Genomic DNA, 18,331 nt, shown 5'->3' on the forward strand with positions numbered 1-18,331 from the left:
GTGCTGGTCGACTCTCACAGTAGTCACGTATGCCGCGTCCGGCATCCGCCCTTGACAGCACGACGCCCATGCACGAGGGCGCGGGCGCTCAGGTGCGCCAGAGAGCGGCGCTGCGCACGCGGTCGGCCTCGTCGCGCGCGTCGGGGATGACCTGCGCCAGCCCCGTGCCCGACACCCACGCACCCGTGACACCGAGGCCGTCCACGGCGCGGACCGCGGCGCGCGCGGCCGACGTCGCGGCGGCGCGCCCGATCGTGGCCGCGGGTTGCGACTGCACGTACCGCACCCGGTGGGAGTCGATGAGGGCGGATGCCGGCAGCTCCACCCCCAGCATCGCCGCGGCCTCGGTGCGCGCCAGGTCGGCGGCGGAGGCGTCGTCGAGTGCCGCCGTGGCGGGCTCCTCGCCCTGCGCGCCGAACGAGACGCGCACGACGTGCACGCCGGGCTCGGCCGCGTCGCGCACCCAGTCCCACTTGGCGCTGGAGTGCGTCATCGCCTTGGCGACGTGGCTGCCGGGCACCGTGAGCACTCCGGTTCCGCGCGGAGCGGTGTCGAGCACCGGAGCGTTCACCACCAGCGTCACCACCTCGACGACGGGAGCGATCGGGTCGCCGAGCTCGAGGCCCGTCACGACGGGGGCGAGCAGTTCGCGGGCCGGGCCCTCGGGGAGGGCGACGAGCACGGCGCGCGCCGCGAGCGGCTTCTCGTCGACCGAGGTGACGACCGCCCAGCCGTCGCTCGTGCGCTCGAGCTTCTCGGCGGCCACACCGCGGCGCAGCTCGACCCCGGCCTCTTCGAGCACCTCGACGAGCCGGTCGACCAGGCGCGACATGCCCCCGACGATCCCCTGCACGGCGCCGCCCGGCGCGGGAGCCTTGCCCGCCCCCGTCGCGACGGGCACGTCGGATGCCGGAGCATCGGCCGGGCGCGCGGCGGGGCGGCTCGCGCGGAGCTCGGCCACGGCACCGGTGAGCGACCCGACGCGCGTGAGCGCGGCGTTGAGGCCGGGAGCGGCGAGATCGACGTCGATGTCGTCGGGCCGCGCGGAGTAGACCCCACTGGTGACCGGCGCAACGAGACGGTCGAGCACCCGCGCGCCCAGGCGCGAGCCCACGAGCTTGCCGAGGCTGTGCGTGTGGCCGATCGTGAGCGGCGGACGCAGGCGATCGAGATAGGCGCGCCACGCACCCGGCCAGCCGATCACGCGTCGCACGTCGGGGGCGAAGGGATTGTCCGGGATGCCGAGCACCCCGCCCTTCGGGAGGGGCGCCGCCCCGACCCCGGGCACGCCCGCGACCCACGCACCGGCCGGGTTCGGCGAGACGACCTCGCCCGCGAGACCGAGCTCGTCGAGGAGCCCGCGCACGATCCCGCCGCGCGTCGCGAAGCTCTCGGCACCGACGTCGAGCGTCATTCCACCGACCTCGGCCGAGCGGACGACGCCGCCGAGCACGTCGGTCGCCTCGAGCACCGTCACGCGCAGCCCGACCTTCGCGCACTCGCGCGCGGCGACGAGGCCCGAGACGCCGCCGCCGATCACGACGACGTGCGTGTCGTGGGCCTGACGGACGAGCCGGTCGAGGGACTCGCTCACGCGTCTTCTCCGTGGGCCCGGGCGACGATGCGCGTCAGCACCGTGGGGTCGGTGTCGGGCGGGACGCCGTGACCGAGGTTGAGCACGTGGGCACGGGCCGCACGTCCGCGGGCGAGCACGTCGTCGACGTGGGCGGCCAGCACGGGCCACGGCGCCCCCAGGAGCGCGGGGTCGATGTTGCCCTGCAGCGTCACGTCGGGGCCGACGATCGCGGCCGCTTCGTCGAGCGGCATCCGCCAATCCACGCCGACGGCGTCGGCCAGGCCCCCCAGGCGCATGTCGTCGAGGAAGGCGCCCGTGCCGACGCCGAAGTGGATGCGCGGCACCTCGATGCCCTCGAGCGCCTCGGTGGAGTGCGGCGCGATGAACTCGCGGAAGGTCGCAGTCGAGAGGGATCCCGCCCACGAGTCGAACAGCTGCACCGCCTGGGCGCCGCCGTCGATCTGCGCGTCGAGGAACGCCCGCGACACCTTCGCCAGCCACCCCGCGAGACGGTGCCACGACTGCGGATCGGCGTGCATCATGCCGCGGGCCCGCAGATGCTCCTTCGAGGGACCGCCCTCGACGAGGTACGCGGCCAACGTGAACGGAGCGCCGGCGAAGCCGATGAGCGGCACCTGGTCGCTCAGCTCGGCCGTCACCCGGCGGGCGGCCTCGCGGATCGGGTCGGCCGCGGCGGCGACCTCGGCCGGATCGATCGAGGTGACGCGCTCGACGTCGGCGGCGGTGCGCACGGGATCGGCGAACACCGGACCGCGCCCCGGCTCGATGACCACGTCGACCCCGGCCAGTCGCAACGGCACCACGATGTCGCTGAAGAAGATCGCGGCATCCACGTCATGTCGACGGATCGGCTGCAGCGTGATCTCGGCGGCGAGGTCGGGCGTCAGGCACGCGTCGAGCATGCGCGTGCCCACCCGCAGCTCGCGGTACTCGGGAAGGGAGCGACCCGCCTGGCGCATGAACCACACGGGCTGGCGCTCGGGACGGTCGCCGCGGAGGGCACGGAGAAGGGGCGCGTCGGGTGTGGCCATGGCATCCATCCTCCCATCCGACCCCTGAGCGCGAGGGGGATGCCTTGACGTCGAGAGGCCACCCGGAATACCCCGAGGAGGCCGGGCGTAGAATATCCACGTGTTGTTGTGCGTCAGCGCGAGTCACAAGACCGCGCCCTTCGAGCTCCTCGAGCGGCTCAGCGTACCCAGCACCCCCGTCGCTCCCTTGATCGCCGCGCACGACGATCTCGTGCAGGGTGCGGTCGTCGTCGCGACCTGCAACCGTTTCGAGGCCTACGTCGACATGGACGAGCCCGTCACCGCGGCCGTCGCCCTCGGCATCGACGCCACCCTGAGCGCGATCGAAGCCGCCACCGGCGTGCCCGCGAGCGAGCTCGAGGGGTCATACACCGTGCTCGGTGGTGACGACGTGGCCGAGCACCTGTTCTCGGTGGCATCCGGTCTCGAATCCGTCGTCGTCGGCGAGGGCGAGATCGCCGGTCAGGTGCGTCGCGCACTCACCGAGTCACGTCAGCTCGGCACCACCTCCGCCGAACTCGAGCGCCTGTTCCAGCGCGCCTCCGAGGCGCAGCGCGGCGTGAAGAACCACACCGCGATCGGTCGCGCGGGCCGCTCGCTCGTGCGCCTGGGCCTCGAGCTCGCCGACAGCCGCATCGCCGACTGGTCGACCCTGCGCGTGCTGCTCGTGGGCACCGGCGCCTACGCCGCCGCCACCGTCGCCGCCCTGCGCGACCAGGGCGCCGAAGACATCTCGGTGCACTCCCCCTCGGGCCGCGCCGCGAAGTTCGCCGCGAAGCACGGGCTGCGCGCGATCTCGGCCGAGACCTTCCCCTCGGCCGTCGCGCACGCCGACCTCGTCATCACCTGCACCACGAGCGAGCACCACGTCGTGAGCGCCGCGACCTTCGCCGCCGGACGCGGGGCCTACGAGACCGCCGTCGACGACAGCACCGGCGTATGCCCCGTCGACCACACCGCGCGTCGCCTCGTGATCGACCTGGGCCTGCCCCGCAACGTCGACCCCGACGTGGCCACCGTGCCCGGTGTCGACCTGCTCGACCTCGAGACCATCCGCCTGCACGCCCCGCTCGAGGAGCTCCAGGCCACGGATGCCGCGCGCGACCTCGTTCGCGACGCCGCCCGCCGCTTCACCTCGGTCGGCGAGCGCAAGAACATCACCCCCGCCGTTGTCGCCCTGCGCGCCCACGTCTTCGGGGTGCTCGACACCGAGGTCGCCCGCGTGCGCGCCCGCGGCGACGAGAACGGCCAGACCGAGCAGGCGCTGCGCCACCTCGTCGGCGTGCTGCTGCACACCCCGACCACACGGGCGCACCAGCTCGCCGAGACCGGTCGCGCCGACGAGTACATCGACGCGCTGTCGGCCTTGTTCGGCATCGAGGTGGCCGAGCCCGCCGCTCCCGCGCGCGGCGAGATCGCCGACGCGGGCTGACTCCCCCCTCGGGCAGGATGGATGCCGTGAGCACTCCGGCATCCGAGGTCTACGTCGTCGCGGGCGAACCCCGCCGGGGCAACGCGCTGCGCTGGGTGGCGACGTTCGCCCTGGGCCTGCTGCACATCGAGGACGACGCGCCCTCGGTGACCGAGACGGTCATCCGCCGCGTCGACGGCTCGCTCGTGAAGCGGCTGAAGCCGGGGAGCGTCGCGCACTTCGAGGTGCAGATCAGCGAGGCGACCGAGGATCTGCTCGAGATGGATGCCGTGCCCTTCGCCCGCAAGTGGATCGCGGAACCCGCCTGAGCGCACAACCGGGGGCGCGGGGTGCCGGGTCACGGGAGCGCGAGGTCGCTCAGAGCGCGAGACTGCATTTCGCTGACATCTCCGCTGCAGGCTGACGCCCCCTTTGTCAGCGAGTTGCAGTCTCGGCGATTTCGGGCACAGTCGACTCCCCCCGAGCGCGCCGTCGAGCGCGCGAGCGCCCCGCGCGCTCGGGTGCGCGGGAGAATGAACGCATGAGCCTGCGCATCACCGACGACCCGGCCGCCGACGAGCTGCTGTCGACCAATCCGCTCGCCCTGCTGATCGGCATGCTGCTCGACCAGCAGGTCGCCATGGAGACGGCGTTCGCGGGCCCGCTGAAGATCCAGGAGCGCACGGGGTCGGTCGACGCAGGTGCGATCGCTCATCAGGATCCCGACGAGTTCGCCGCCGCGTTCTCGCAGTCGCCCGCCGTCCACCGCTACCCGGGATCGATGGCGGGGCGCGTGCAGGCGCTCTGCGCGGCGATCGAGCAGGACTGGGACGGCAAGGCCGAGAACCTCTGGACGCGCGACGACCCCGACGGAAAGACCGTCCTGAAGCGCCTGAAGGCCCTGCCGGGCTTCGGCGAGCAGAAGGCGAAGATCTTCCTCGCCCTGCTCGGCAAGCAGCGCGGCTTCGACGGCGCCGGGTGGCGCGAGGCCTCCGCGCCGTACGGCGAAGAAGGGTCGTTCCGCTCGGTGGCCGACATCGTGAGCCCGGAGTCACTGACGAAGGTGCGCGAGCACAAGCGCGCCGCGAAGGCCGCCGCGAAGGAAGCGAAGGGCTGATTCCCTCCCCAGGCGATGAAGCTGCGGTCGACCGATCCGGCTCATTCCTCGGCGGCCCGCCGGCTCAGCGCAGCGACCGGATCGCCAGAGCCACCGCCTTGAGCTCGCGGATGCGCCGTTCGTAAGTGGCCGCCACGAAGATGAGCACGGCTCCGGCGATGCCGATCCAGACCCACAGCAGGCCGGACGCGCTCACGTAGAGAGCCGAGATCCACGGCCACAGCTGCGCGACGGCATGCACGATGAGCACGATGCCGGCGAGCAGCACCGGCGCTTGCCACCGAAGACGCACCCCCGCCAACAGCACCGCGAGGGCCACGACGCCGAGGGCGATTGCGCGCCACAGCGCGTTGTCGGCCGTGAAGTCGAACAGCAACGAGGGCACCAGCAGCAGAACGAGCCCGGGGCCGAGGGCCGGCCAGGTGCGCAGGGCCGGACGGCTTCGAAGCGAACGGATGCCGTGGACGACCAGGGCGATCGCGAGCGGAGCGGTGGCCGTTTCGACGGGGTCGGCGGCACCGATCGCGAACGCCGCGACGGCGAGGACCGCGGCCACGCCGAAGGTCGCCCAGAAGACGAGCGTCGCCGAGGAAGCGCGCCAGCACAGCCCGACGGCGAGCACGGCGGCGAGGGTGACGACCAGCCGCAGCGAACCCTCTCCGGTCGCCGAGAGCCGGAGGACGGAGAGCACGACCGTGACCGCCGGAGCCGCGATGATCAGGGCGGTCGGCACCGTGCGCGTGACATCGGGGCGACGCAGCACGACCAGCACCGCGATTCCCACCAGGGGCACGGTGGCGACGAGCATCCAGACGTCGAAGAGAGGGGTGGTGAGCTCTCGCACGGAGCGCAGGGAGGCCGCGAGGGCGAGGGCGAGTGAACCGACCGCGACGACGGGCACGACGAGCGGCGCGAGAGCGCCGCGCAGCCGCAGCGCCGCGCCGAGAACCGCGACCGCCGCGACGACCACGATGAGGGTGCGCACCAGCGACGAGTCCGCCAGCGCGGCCGAGGGCAGGAGCCCGACGGCGAGGCCCGCCGCTGCCAGCCCGACGAGCACGGGCGGGAGCGGGCGGGAGCGCGACAGCAGCGCACCGGCGACCCACGCCAGGGCGAGGGGCACCGTCATCCACTCGATCGGCCGGACGTCGGCAGCGACGCCGACCAGGGCGACGAGGGCCGCTCCCCCCAGAGCCGCACCGGCGAGCGGAGCCCCCAGCACGGGGCGAGCGAGACGAAGGCAGACGACGCCGAGCGCACCCAGCAGCGCGACGGCACCGACGGCGCGGACGACCGCCCCCTCACCGGCCGCGACCAGCACGGTCTCACCGAGCGCGAAGACGATCACCGCCGTCACCGCTACGGCTCGCGCGAGCCTCGGCGCCCACGCCGACGCGCGGCGGGCGAGCCCCGCAGCGGCGGCCAGGATCGCCGCGGCCGTGACGAGCACGATGAGGTCGACGAGGCCGAGGTCCGGTCGAATCACGGCGTGCCCGATCTGCGAGACCGTGAGCAGCACGAGGGCGAGCGCCCCGGCGGCGCCGACCGCCACGGGGAGCTCGTCGGGAGTGCGCGGCAGCCGCAGCCAGGCTCCGAGCACCAGGACGGCGACCGAGACCAGGGCGATGACGACCGCGCGGGTCGGATCGGCCGGGTCGGCGAGAGCCGTGGGCACGAGGGCCAGCGTCGTACCCGACGCGGCGATGACCGCGGGGACGGCGGCCGAGCGCCCCGCGACGAGGCGCCGCGCGCGTTCGTGTCCCGCCGCGAGGGCGAGCAGCGCGAGGCCGACGGGAAGCGTGTAGAGCTCGACGGGTTCGGCGTCCGCCCAGAACAGGCGCGTCCACAGGGCGACGGCCCCGAAGACGAGCGCGAGCCAGACGAGGTGCCGACGCGCTCCGGGCGAGGTGAAGAGGCCGTCGGCATCCGTCGCCCACAGCACGGCGGTCACGGCGGCCAGCAGCAGCGGAATCCAGCGGACGCCGTCGGAGGGGACGCCGACGATCGAGAGGAGCACCACGATCGCGGTGCCCGCGTCGAGGAAGACGCGCACCGGCCGATCGTCGCGGAGGGCCCGCAGGGCCACCGCCGCCGCGATCACGGCGATCGCCCCCAGCACGACCGCCCGCGCGAGGGGATCCGCGTCGACGAGTCGGAGCACGGCGCCGGCGGCCGTCGCGACCAGCAACGGCACCAGCACGGCGGAGGCGGGGCGGGCCACGCGCCACGACCGATACGGCGGCGAGACCACCACCGCGCACGCCGCAGCCGCGACGGCGGCGGAGGCGAGCAGCCACACGTCGATCGCGCGGGCGGCGGGGACGATGCCGGCGAGATCGAGTCGCCAGTCGTCCGCCGCCGCGACGAAGCGCGTGAGCAGGGCGAGGGCACCCGCCACGACGACGACCGCGAGAGCGGTGAGCGCCCCCGCCTCGCGCTGGGCGGAGTCGAGACCGAGTCGGCGAGCGAGCGGGACCACCCCGATGAGCAGCGCGAGGGTGCCCACGGCGAGGGCGACCGTGAAGGGAGAGGCGCCCTCGATCACCACTCCGGTTCCGGAACGGAGCGCCGTCGGTGCGAACAGAGCGCTGACCGCGGCGAGCAGCACCACGGCGACGGTCGAGGGCACGCGCAGCGTCGGGTGCGCCCCCGCGACGGCGGCGAGCACTCCCAGGGCGACGACCGTTGCGAGGGCCCAGGCGAGAGGAGACGAGAACGACAGCAGCCACCCCGTGCCGAGAGCCAGGGTGCCGACCACTGCCGCGAGGCCGATGTCGCCGCGCCGACGCCGCAGCACGACGACAGCCGTGACCGCGATCGCGAGGTACCAGACCACGACGAGGAGCAGCACGCGCAGCTGCGGCCCCGCGAGCAGCGCGACGGTCGCGGCCATGCCGAGCACGAGGCCGCGACGCTCGGCCCAGCCCCCGAAGATCCGCCACACGAGGATCGCGAGGGCGACCAGCGCCACGAGGGCGATGACGGCGGCGGTCGACGTGGCATCCGGAGCATCGGCCTCGAGGGCGGATCGCCCGAAGATCGCGATGACCCACCGCAGCGGAGCCCCGAACGACAGCAGCGCCCAGCCGAGGGGCACGAGAGCGGCCAGGCCCGCGGCGACGGCGGCCGACAGAGCGGCCGAGTGCAGGGTCGTGCGACCCACACCGGCGGCGCTGCGCCGCGCGGCGACGTCGAGCACGAGCGCCACGGCGCCCGCGACGAGCACGGGCATGGTCGCCGCCAGCGTCGCATCGGCGGCGCGGGCGACGGTGCCGGCGATGCCCACGCCGAGGGCGAGCACGGCCGCGACCGCGGCCAGCGGCGCGAGCCGCGCGGCCCCCTGCCGTGCGAACGACCACGCGTGCACGGCGAGGGCGAGGGCCAGGGCACCCGCGAGGATCACGGGGGTCGCGGTGTTGGCGGGGTCGACGAGCAGCGACATCGCGAGGGCGACTATCGCGCCGAGGGCGGAGAGGCCGCGCACGATCGCCGTCTCGACCGTCAGCGCGATGCGAGGGCGGGCGAGCCGAGGGGCGAAGGGGGCCGCGAGAGCCACGACCACCAGCACCAGTCCCCAGGCCCACCAGCCGAACGCCGCGTCGCGGGTGAGCAGGCCCGCGGCCAGCATCGCAGGACCGACCGCGAGGGCGAAGACCGCGGCCGACAGCGGGGCGCGCAGGCGCGACCGACGCGCCCACCCCACGAACACGACGCCGGCGACCGTCGTCGTGGCGCCCCAGTAGACGGCGGCGTCGACGTCGGCCGTCGCCCCCAGGTCGTTCGCGCGCACGGCCCATACATCGAGCCCGACGAAGGCAATGCCGAGCAGCGCGATGCCCTCGGCGGTTGCGCCGAGTCCGCGCCGCCGCAGGATCGATGCCGTGGCGATCACGCCCGCCGTGACGAGCGCGATGACGATCGAGCGCAGCACGAGGCCGCCGTTGATCCACGCGACCGTCAGGAAGAACGCCGCGGCCACCGCAAGCAGCACGACGCCGACCGAGAGCAGGAACACCTGCACGCCCGAGCGGCGCGGCCGGGCGGGGTCGGAAACGGGGGGTGCCACGCCGGGCGGCGGCACGACCGGCGGTACAGCGGCGGACGGCGGCACGGACCCGGATGCCGCTGCGGCGGGCGCGGCAGCGACGGGCGGCGCGGCGGCGGGCGCAGCAGCGACGGGCGGCGCGGCGGCGGGCGCAGCAGCGACAGGCGGCGCGGAGCCGGGCGCGGCCTCGACAGGCGGCGCGGAGGCCGTGACGACGGTCGGCGGCTCCCACACCGCGGTGGCTGCCGCGGCGGGGAGCACAGGATGCAGCTCCTCCGGCGGCGCGGGCTCGGGCGCGGCCCCGGATGAAGGCCCCGCCCCGGGCGCAGGACCCGCCTCCGGCACCAGCGTGGACGCCGGCGCGAGCGGTATCGACGGGACCGGGGACTCTTCGTCCGCCGCACCCGCAGCAGCCACCGGAACCGCGTCGCGGTGGATCCGCAACAGGGCGTCGGCCCGCTCGTCGACCAGCTCGACGATGCGGCGCGACAGGTCGAGAACGCGCGCGGTGCGCGCATCGGTCAGGTCGAGCTCGCAGCGCGGGCACGGCGAGGTCGTGATGGGTGCGAAGCACGACGGGCAGCGCGAGGTGTCGACGAGCGCCCCCGGCTGCGTGGGCCAGGCGATGCCCGGCAATGCTCCCCCGTGATCGACTTCCGTCATCGTGCCCCCTCGGCGTCGGTCGTCGCCCCAGGCTAGCGAAGACCTCCGACCTGCCCGGGGGTTGTCCGCGGACCGCCATCCGCACCCACGGAAAGAGAAACCGGATGCCGCGACCTCGAGGTCACGGCATCCGGTACATGCTCCGCCGCGAAAGCGGCGTGAAACGGGCGATCAGGCTCCCCGCAGGCGCTCCGCCAGGTAGCCGTGCAGCGCGTCGAGGCCGATGCGCTCCTGGCCCATGGTGTCGCGGTCGCGCACCGTCACGGCGTTGTCGTCGAGCGAGTCGAAGTCGACGGTGACGCAGTAGGGCGTGCCGATCTCGTCCTGACGACGGTAGCGGCGGCCGATCGCACCGGCATCGTCGAAGTCGATGTTCCAGCCGGCCGCGCGCAGCGTGTCGGCGACCTCGCGGGCCAGCGGCGACAGGCGCTCGTTGCGCGAGAGCGGGAGCACGGCGACCTTGACCGGCGCGAGGCGCGGGTCGAGCTTGAGCACCGTGCGGGTGTCGGTGCCGCCCTTGGCGTTGGGCACCTCTTCTTCGCGGTACGCGTCGACGAGGAAGGCCATCATCGCGCGCGTCAGACCGAACGAGGGCTCGATGACGTAGGGCGTGTACTTCTCGCCCGAGGCCTGGTCGAAGAACGTGAGCGACTGGCCCGAGGCCTCGGAGTGGCTCTTCAGGTCGTAGTCGGTGCGGTTGGCGACGCCCATGAGCTCGCCCCACTCCTTGCCCGGGAAGCCGAAGCGGTACTCGACGTCGATCGTGCCGGCGGAGTAGTGCGCGCGGTCGTCTTCGGGCACGTCGAAGCGCTTCATGTTCTCGGGGTCGATGCCGAGCTCGATGAACCAGTTCCAGCACGCCTCGACCCAGTGCTCGAACCACTCGTTCGCCTCGGCCGGCGGGGTGAAATACTCGATCTCCATCTGCTCGAACTCGCGCGTGCGGAAGATGAAGTTTCCGGGGGTGATCTCGTTGCGGAACGCCTTACCGACCTGGCCGACGCCGAACGGGGGCTTGCGACGCGACGCCGTGAGCACGTTCGAGAAGTTCACGAAGATGCCCTGCGCGGTCTCGGGGCGCAGGAAGTACAGGCCCGACTCGTCGTCGACGACGCCGAGGTAGGTCTTCACCAGGCCCGAGAACGACTTGGGCTCGGTGTACTGGCCCTTGGTGCCGCAGTTGGGGCAGGGCACGTCGGCGAGGCCGTTCTCGGCCTTGCGTCCCTTGCGGGCCTCGAAGTCCTCGATGAGGGTGTCGGCGCGGAAGCGCTTGTGGCAGTGCAGGCACTCCACGAGCGGGTCGGTGAAGGTCGCGACGTGACCCGAGGCCTCCCACACCCGCTTGGGGAGGATGATGCTCGAGTCGAGGCCGACCATGTCGCCACGGCCGCGCACGAAGGTCTGCCACCACTGTCGGCGGATGTTCTCTTTGAGCTCGGTGCCGAGGGGGCCGTAGTCCCATGCGGAGCGCGAACCGCCGTAGATCTCACCGGCCTGGAAGACGAATCCGCGATGGCGGGCGAGGGCGATGACCTTGTCGAGGCGGGACTGTTCGGCCACGGTGGCTCCAATGGTCGGAAAAGGTGTGGGGATCGAGCGCGAGAGCGCAGGCACCAGTTTATCGAAGCGGCCCGCGCCCGCCTGGTCGCCCGCCGGGCGTCACCGCGTGATCCGCTCGCGGCGCACGGTGAACGCCTCCAGCGCGGCCTCGTCGATCTCGACACCGAGCCCCGCACCGGTCGGTACGCGCACGTGTCCGTCGTCGATCACCGCGGGCTCGGTCACGATGTCGCGGGTGTAGAAGCGGGCGGATGCCGAGATGTCGCCCGGCAGCGTGAAGCCGGGCAGGGCCGCGAGGGCGGCGTTGGCGGCGCGGCCGATGCCGGTCTCGAGCATGCCGCCGCACCACACGGGGACGCCCGCAGCGAGCGCGCGGTCGTGGATCGCGACGGCCTCGAGATACCCGCCCACCCGACCGGCCTTGATGTTGATGATCGCGGCGGAGCCGAGTGCCAGGGCGTCGGCGGCGGCCTTGTCGCTCACGATCGACTCGTCGAGGCAGACGGGCGTCGACAGGCGCTTCGCGAGGGTCGCGTGATCGACCAGGTCGTCTTCCTGCAGGGGTTGCTCGATGAGCAGCAGGTCGAAGCGGTCCAGTTCGGCGAGGGTGTCGGCATCCGCCAGCGTGTAGGCGGAGTTGGCGTCGACCTGCAGCGGGATGCCGCCGAAGGCCGCGCGCACGGCGGCCGTGTCGGCGATGTCGCGACCGGGCTTGATCTTGATCTTGATGCGCACGTAACCCTCGTCGAGGTAGCCGCTGACGGCTTCGACGAGAGCCTGCGGGTCACTCTGGATGCCGACCGAGACGCCCGAGGGCACCCGATCCTTCTCGGCACCGAGGTACTCGCTGAAGCTGCGGTTCTCGGCGCGCAGGGCCGCGTCGATCACCGCGAGCTCGAGACCGGCCTTGGCCATGCGGTGGCCGACGACGTGGTGCAGCGCTCCGGCGACCTCCTCGGGCGCGACGGTTCGACGCGCGAGCAGCGCCGGAGCGAGGAAGCGGGTGAGCACGTCCCACGCGCCTTGCGTGTACTCGCTGGAGTACGACGGTTCGGACTGCGTCACCACTTCGCCCCAGCCGCGGCCGTCGGGCGTCTCGGCGGTCACGACGATCACCTCGCGCACCGTCTCGGTGCCGAACGAGGTGGTGAAGGGCGACACGAGCGGCATGTGCAGCACGCGCAGTTCCACGGCATCGAGGGTCACGGGCGCGGCGGGGCGGATCAGCGGCATGACGGCAGGCTAGCGCCCGTCTGGGAGGAGGGTGCGGCGTGCACAACTCCGGAGAATCGGGGCCGCACGCTCGTGGACAGCGGAGAACGGGGACGGAATCGGGGCCATTTCCGGAGTTGTGCACGCGAGACGGGCAGCCGCGACCGTAACGCCCCGCTCCAGCCGTGGCAAGGCTGCGGGCCAGCGGGGGGCGCGCGCGTAGCGTCGCCCTCATGAGCGCCGACTTCACCCCCCGCCACGCGATCGTCACCGGCTCCGACTCCGGCATCGGCGCGGCCACCGCCCTCGCCCTCGCCTCCGCCGGCATCGACGTCGCCGTCACCTACCACTCCGACAAGGACGGCGCCGAAGAGACCGCCGCCGCCGTGCGCGAGCGCGGCGCGAAGGCGATCGTCGCGCAGTTCGACGCGACCGATTTCGACGCGGTCCCGGATGCCGTGAATGCCATGGCCGACGAACTCGGCGGCCTCGACGTGTTCGTCAACAACGCCGGAGGCGGCATCGGAGGAAGCTTCCTCGACCTCGACTTCGACACCTGGCGCACCGACATCTCTCTCAACCTCGACGGCGCGTTCCTCGCCCTGCACACCGCGGCCCGCCGCATGGTGACCGCGGGCAACGGCGGACGCCTCATCGTCGTGTCGAGCGTGCACGAGCACCAACCGCGCGTCGGATCGGCCCCCTACGTCGCCGCCAAGCACGGCGTCGGCGGCCTCATCAAGACGATGGCCCTCGAGCTCGGCCAGTACGGCATCACCGCGAACGCCGTCGCCCCGGGCGAGATCGCGACCCCCATCAACGACATGTCGGCCGAAGACGCCGAGCGCATCCACCGCCCCGGCATCCCGCTGGGTCGCCCCGGGAAGCCCGAGGAGGTCGCCGACGTCATCCGCTTCCTCGCGTCGCGCGAGAGCGCCTACGTCACGGGGGCCAGCTGGGTCGTCGACGGCGGAATGCTGCACATGGGCCCGCAGGCGGGCTCGCACATGGAGTCGGACGCGTGGCGTTCGGCCGGCGAGAAGGAGTGACCACCGTGAGCGATGAGAAGAGCTTCGAAGAGAACCGTCACGACCAGTTGACGAGCGCGCCCAAGGCGACCGAAGAAGACGCCGCGCCGCGCTTCGACGTCAGCGAGCACGACGGCGTCACCCGCATCGACGTGCGCGACGACGCCGCGGTGCGCCCGGGGCCGGGCCAGGGCGACCCCGCAGCCGAGAAGGACACCCCCATCTCGGAGCAGTGACCCCCGCGGCTCGATAGCCTTCTCGCGAAGGTCCCGCGAGTCGAGGAGGAGTCGTGGACGCAGACGTCATCGTCGTCGGGGCAGGGCTCGCGGGTCTCGTCGCGTGCGCCGAGCTCGTGCGCGCCGGCAAGAAGGTCGTGCTCCTCGATCAGGAGAACGCCGCCAACCTGGGCGGGCAGGCGTTCTGGTCGTTCGGCGGCATCTTCCTCGTCGACACCCCCATGCAGCGTCGGCTCGGCGTCAAGGACTCTCTCGACCTCGCGTGGCAGGACTGGCAGGGCTCGGCCGGCTGGGACCGCCTCGACGGCGATCACCCCGAAGACGAGTGGGCCGAGAAGTGGGGCCGCGCCTTCGTCGAGTTCGCCGCCGGCGAGGCCCGCCCGTGGCTGAACGAGCAGGGTGTGAGGTTCACCCCCGTCGTCGGGTGGGCCGAGCGCGGCGCCGGATCGGCCGCCGGACACGGCAACTCGGTCCCCCGCTTCCACGTGCCCTGGGGCACCGGCACCGGCATCTCCGAGCCGTTCGCCGACCGGGCGCGCGCGGCGGCGGACGTCCGCGGGCTGACGCTGCGCTTCCGGCACCGCGTCGACCGGCTGGAGTTCACCGACGGTCGTGTGACCGGCGTCTCAGGAGCCGTGCTCGCCCCCGACGAGGCCCCGCGGGGCGTCTCGTCGTCGCGCGATGAGGTCGGCTCCTTCACCCTCCAGGCCCAGGCCGTGGTGATCGCCACGGGTGGCATCGGCGGCGATCACGACCGAGTGCGCCGCTGGTGGCCCGAGCGACTGGGCACTCCGCCGAAGAAGATGGTCACCGGCGTCCCCGCGCACGTCGACGGGCGCATGCTCGACATCGCCGCCGAGCAGGGCGTGCGCCTGGTGAACCGCGACCGCATGTGGCACTACACCGAGGGGCTGCAGAACTGGGATCCCGTGTGGCCGGGGCACGGCATCCGGATCCTCCCCGGCCCCTCGTCGATGTGGCTCGACGCGCGCGGACGACGCCTGCCCGCGCCGGGGCTGCCGGGCTACGACACCCTCGGCACGCTGAAGATCCTGCGCACGACCCCCGACATCGCCGACTACGACTATTCGTGGTTCGTGCTCGACCAGACCATCGTGAAGAAGGAGTTCGCCCTCTCGGGCTCGGAGCAGAACCCCGACATCACGGACCGCGACCTCGGCCTGCTGCTGCGCACGCGCCTGGGCCGCTCCGCCCCCGGCCCCGTGGAAGCCTTCAAGGAGCACGGCGCCGACTTCGTGGTCGCCGACGACCTCGCCGAACTCGTGCGCGGCATGAACGCGCTGAGCGGAGACGACCTGCTCGACGAAGACGGCATCCGGGCCCAGATCGTCGCGCGCGACAACGAGCTCGCGAACCCGTACTCGAAGGACGCCCAGACCATCGGCATCCGCAACAGCCGCCGCTTCCTCGGCGACCGAATCTTCCGCACGGCCACCCCGCACGCCCTGCTCGACCCGAAGCACGGGCCGCTCATCGCGGTGCGCCTGTGGATCGTGACGCGCAAGACGCTCGGCGGCATCCAGACAGACCTGCAGGGCAGGGCGCTGGATGCCGAAGGGCAGCCGATCGAGGGGCTCTACGCCGCGGGCGAGGCGGCGGGCTTCGGCGGCGGCGGCGCGCACGGCTACAACGCGCTCGAGGGGACCTTCCTCGGGCAGTGCATCTTCACCGGCCGGACCGTCGGGCGGGCGCTCGCCGCCGCGCTCTGAGCGTCAGCGGACGAAGAGGTAGCCGCGTCGGTCGAAGCCGCCGATACGGAGTCCGGATGCCAGGTGCTCGCGCATCTCGTCGCGCACGCGCACGCGCCACTCGGCCCCGGCCGCGGGGTCGCTCGCACGCAGGGCCTCGATGTCGTCGGGCACGGCGACGACCGCGGCGACCTCGGCATCGGCCGGCGTCGGCACGGGCGGCTCAGCCAGCGCCCACGACACCATGAGCCGGTCGGACTCGTCGCCGCGATTGACCGCGTCGTCCATCTCGCCGTACTGGTTCACGAGGTAGTCGGTGACGCGCGCGCCGAGCACGGCGAGGTTGAAGTGGGCGTTGCGGCCGACCAGGGGGTCGAAGGTCCACGTGACGTGGCCCACCCCGCGCTGAAGCGCCCAGTCGCGCTGGTGGATCTTGAGCTGGCGTCCGAGACCGCGACCCTGATACTCCGGCAGCACGCCGGTGATGTGCGAGTGCATCGACCGCGCGGAGGGCGGGCCGAAGAACGCCGCCGAGGCGCCGATCATGCGCTCGCCGTCGTACAGGCCGACGACGTAGTTTCCCGCGTGCTCGAGCGCGCGCAGGATGTTCGCCGGCATCGTGCCCTTCTCGCCCCAGACCCGGTCGAGAACCCCGGCGGCCTCGTGGATCGCGTCGACGGTGTCGAGGGTGCGGATGTCGATCTCGCTCATGCCCTCGAGTCTCGCACCGCGGCGTCGCACCGTCGGTGAGGCGTCAGCGCGGCAGCGTGCCCGCGACGTGGCGGATGGTGCGCCCGCGCTCGACGACGATCGCGATGCCGCCGATGAGCCACAGCGGCACCTGCGTCAGGAAGGCGATGCGGAAGGCGTCGAGCGAATAGGTGTCGGGGCTGCCCGCCCCCTGCACGTCCATCGCGATGCCGATGAAGAGGATCGCCAGCAGGGCGGCGAGGAACCCGCCGCCGTTGACGATGCCGGTCGCCGTGCTGAGGCGGTGGCTGGGGGTGAACGTGCGCGCGTGATCGAACGCGATCATCGACGCCGGTCCCCCGGTCGACAGCGCGAACATCAGCACGACCAGCAGCCACACCGGCGCGGGGCCCGGCCACACGATCACGACGATCCACATGACCGCCTGGAACACCACGGTCGGCAGCACGAGCCAGCGCGAACGGCGGGTCGGATGCCGACTCGACAGCGCCCCGATCACGGGGCCGCTCAGAATGCTGAAGAGCACGAGCGAGGTCATCACGAGCGAGGCGGTGCCCGGAGACAGACCCTCGCCGGCGGTGAGGAAGGGGAAGCCCCACAGCAGCATGAACGCCGTACCCGCGAAGGGCGCGGCGAAGTGCGACCAGAAGCCGAGGCGCGTGCCGGGGTGCGCCCACGACTCGCGGAAACCGCGTCGCAGGTCGGGCGCCGACCGCACCACGCGCACGGCGCCGGTCTGCGTGTCGACGGAGGTGTCGACCGGATCGGATCGACGTTCGGGCGGACGGTTGCGGATCACGAGGAAGGTCAGGATCGCGAACAGCACGCCGAGTCCCGCGACGCTGCCGAACGTGACGCTCCAGCTCGTGGCGTGCAGCAGGGCCGCGAGCGGGACGACCGCGACGATCTGGCCGAGCTGGCCGATGATGCCCGTCAGCTGCACGAGCACCGGCGCGCGCTGGGCCGGGAACCACGTGGCGATTACGCGCAGCACGCTCGGGAAGATCGCGGCATCGCCCGCGCCGATCAGCACACGGGCCAGGATGCCGATGCCCACGGCATCCGCGAACGCCATGACGAGCTGGCCGAGCGCCATCAGCACCATGCCGATCGCGATCATGGGGCGAGCGCCGAACCGGTCGAGCAGCAGGCCCACGGGGATCTGCATCGCGCCGTAGACGAAGAGCTGGATGACGGCGAACATCGACAACGCCGAGGCGTCCGCGCCGAAGCGCACGGCGGCATCCACTCCCACCGCCGACAGCGAGGTGCGGTTGATGATCGACACGACGTAGGCGAGCACGCCGACGCCCCACAGCGTCCAGGTGCGCCACCCCGGACGGTCGAGGTGGAGGGCGCTTGTCACGTCTTCAAGGCTATCCCCGGTCACCGACATCGGCGGGCGGGGTGGCGTGGGGGCGCGTCAGGACAGGACGGCCGACATCTCGCGACGGACCCTCTCGAGATGATCCCGCAAGGGCGCGCCCGTGTCGTCGGCCGCCCATTGCTCGAGGGCCGTCTGCAGCAGTTCCACCGCGACCCCCGCGAGCACCCGAGCATGACGGGGCTCGACACCGCGAGCGCGATAGCCCTCGACCAGGGCCGCCCGCAGGTCGGCCTGCTTCTGCAGATCGCGTTCGCGCAGGGCGGGCTCCGACTCGATGAGCCCGCGGGCGGCCACGATCTCGTGCCGACGCGGTTCGAAGCGGTCGGCGGCGAGGGAGAGGAACCCCTCCCACGCGATCGCGAACGGCGGCATGTCGGCGGGCGCGGCGGCGAGCATCTCCGCGGCGAGCCGGGGGATCTCGTCGTCGCCGAAGAACACCTCGCGCTTGTCGCCGAAGTGGCGGAAGAACGTCCTGCGCGTGACCCCGGCGCGTTCGACGATGTCGGGCACGGTCGTCGCGTCGAAGCCACGCTCGGCGAAGAGTTGCATCGCCGCCGTGCGCAGGCGCTCTCGCGTGTCAGGTGCCCATCTGGCCATGCCGAGATCCTATGCGACGACACCCAG

At 72.8% G+C, this 18,331-nt stretch carries 14 protein-coding genes; 6 read left to right on the plus strand and 8 right to left on the minus strand.

The window, feature by feature from the left end; all coding sequences use genetic code 11:
- Positions 1-88 precede the first annotated feature (88 nt).
- Positions 89-1,594 carry a protoporphyrinogen oxidase gene (hemG, locus tag LPW41_RS00135; RefSeq protein ID WP_230703812.1) on the minus strand — a complete coding sequence of 502 codons (1,506 nt, stop codon included), beginning with the start codon at positions 1,592-1,594 and terminating at the stop codon, positions 89-91.
- The gene (hemE, locus tag LPW41_RS00140) at positions 1,591-2,628 is read right to left on the minus strand and encodes a uroporphyrinogen decarboxylase (RefSeq protein WP_154097153.1); all 1,038 of its coding nucleotides are present in this window, start codon (positions 2,626-2,628) and stop codon (positions 1,591-1,593) included. Before hemE ends, hemG begins: the two co-directional genes overlap by 4 nt.
- A gap of 100 nt (positions 2,629-2,728) precedes the next feature.
- On the opposite strand from hemE, the gene LPW41_RS00145 reads away from it, so the two are divergent.
- The 3 genes from LPW41_RS00145 (at position 2,729) to LPW41_RS00155 (ending at position 5,156) form a co-directional block, all read left to right on the plus strand.
- A complete protein-coding gene (locus LPW41_RS00145; RefSeq protein ID WP_230703813.1) occupies positions 2,729-4,060 on the plus strand; it encodes a glutamyl-tRNA reductase in 1,332 nt (443 codons plus the stop codon).
- A 26-nt stretch (positions 4,061-4,086) separates the two neighbouring features.
- Complete coding sequence (locus LPW41_RS00150; RefSeq protein ID WP_230703814.1) at positions 4,087-4,368, plus strand: hypothetical protein; 282 nt, start codon at positions 4,087-4,089, stop codon at positions 4,366-4,368.
- A 212-nt stretch (positions 4,369-4,580) separates the two neighbouring features.
- On the plus strand, positions 4,581-5,156 hold the full coding sequence (locus LPW41_RS00155; protein WP_154097152.1) for an HhH-GPD-type base excision DNA repair protein: 576 nt from the start codon (positions 4,581-4,583) through the stop codon (positions 5,154-5,156).
- A 64-nt stretch (positions 5,157-5,220) separates the two neighbouring features.
- On the opposite strand, the gene LPW41_RS00160 is transcribed toward LPW41_RS00155, so the two are convergent.
- From LPW41_RS00160 to menC, 3 genes are all read right to left on the minus strand, one after another.
- Positions 5,221-9,864, minus strand: coding sequence for an SCO7613 C-terminal domain-containing membrane protein (locus LPW41_RS00160; protein WP_230704538.1), 4,644 nt, complete (start codon positions 9,862-9,864; stop codon positions 5,221-5,223).
- Positions 9,865-10,035: 171 nt separating this feature from the next.
- Entirely contained in the window at positions 10,036-11,424 is a 1,389-nt protein-coding gene (locus LPW41_RS00165; RefSeq protein WP_230703815.1) for a glycine--tRNA ligase, read from the minus strand.
- Positions 11,425-11,523: 99 nt separating this feature from the next.
- Positions 11,524-12,657: an o-succinylbenzoate synthase gene (menC, locus tag LPW41_RS00170; RefSeq protein ID WP_230703816.1), complete on the minus strand. Its 1,134-nt coding sequence runs from the start codon at positions 12,655-12,657 to the stop codon at positions 11,524-11,526.
- A gap of 212 nt (positions 12,658-12,869) precedes the next feature.
- On the opposite strand from menC, the gene LPW41_RS00175 reads away from it, so the two are divergent.
- Genes LPW41_RS00175 through LPW41_RS00185 form a run of 3 tightly spaced genes read left to right on the plus strand, consistent with a single transcriptional unit; the run spans position 12,870 to position 15,630 of the window.
- A complete protein-coding gene (locus LPW41_RS00175; RefSeq protein ID WP_230703817.1) occupies positions 12,870-13,685 on the plus strand; it encodes an SDR family oxidoreductase in 816 nt (271 codons plus the stop codon).
- 5 nt (positions 13,686-13,690) lie between these two features.
- Complete coding sequence (locus LPW41_RS00180) at positions 13,691-13,900, plus strand: multidrug transporter (protein ID WP_144831564.1); 210 nt, start codon at positions 13,691-13,693, stop codon at positions 13,898-13,900.
- Between the two features lie 53 nt (positions 13,901-13,953).
- The gene (locus tag LPW41_RS00185; protein ID WP_230703818.1) at positions 13,954-15,630 is read left to right on the plus strand and encodes an FAD-binding dehydrogenase; all 1,677 of its coding nucleotides are present in this window, start codon (positions 13,954-13,956) and stop codon (positions 15,628-15,630) included.
- A gap of 3 nt (positions 15,631-15,633) precedes the next feature.
- On the opposite strand, the gene LPW41_RS00190 is transcribed toward LPW41_RS00185, so the two are convergent.
- Genes LPW41_RS00190 through LPW41_RS00200 form a run of 3 tightly spaced genes read right to left on the minus strand, consistent with a single transcriptional unit; the run spans position 15,634 to position 18,304 of the window.
- Positions 15,634-16,320: a GNAT family N-acetyltransferase gene (locus LPW41_RS00190; RefSeq protein WP_230703819.1), complete on the minus strand. Its 687-nt coding sequence runs from the start codon at positions 16,318-16,320 to the stop codon at positions 15,634-15,636.
- A 43-nt stretch (positions 16,321-16,363) separates the two neighbouring features.
- Positions 16,364-17,686 (minus strand): nitrate/nitrite transporter, encoded by a 1,323-nt coding sequence (locus LPW41_RS00195; protein ID WP_230703820.1) that lies wholly within the window; start codon positions 17,684-17,686, stop codon positions 16,364-16,366.
- A gap of 57 nt (positions 17,687-17,743) precedes the next feature.
- On the minus strand, positions 17,744-18,304 hold the full coding sequence (locus LPW41_RS00200) for a TetR family transcriptional regulator (protein WP_230703821.1): 561 nt from the start codon (positions 18,302-18,304) through the stop codon (positions 17,744-17,746).
- Positions 18,305-18,331: the final 27 nt, after the last annotated feature.

The organism is Microbacterium sp. JC 701, from assembly GCF_021026215.1.
Taxonomy (GTDB): Bacteria; Actinomycetota; Actinomycetes; order Actinomycetales; family Microbacteriaceae; genus Microbacterium; species Microbacterium algihabitans.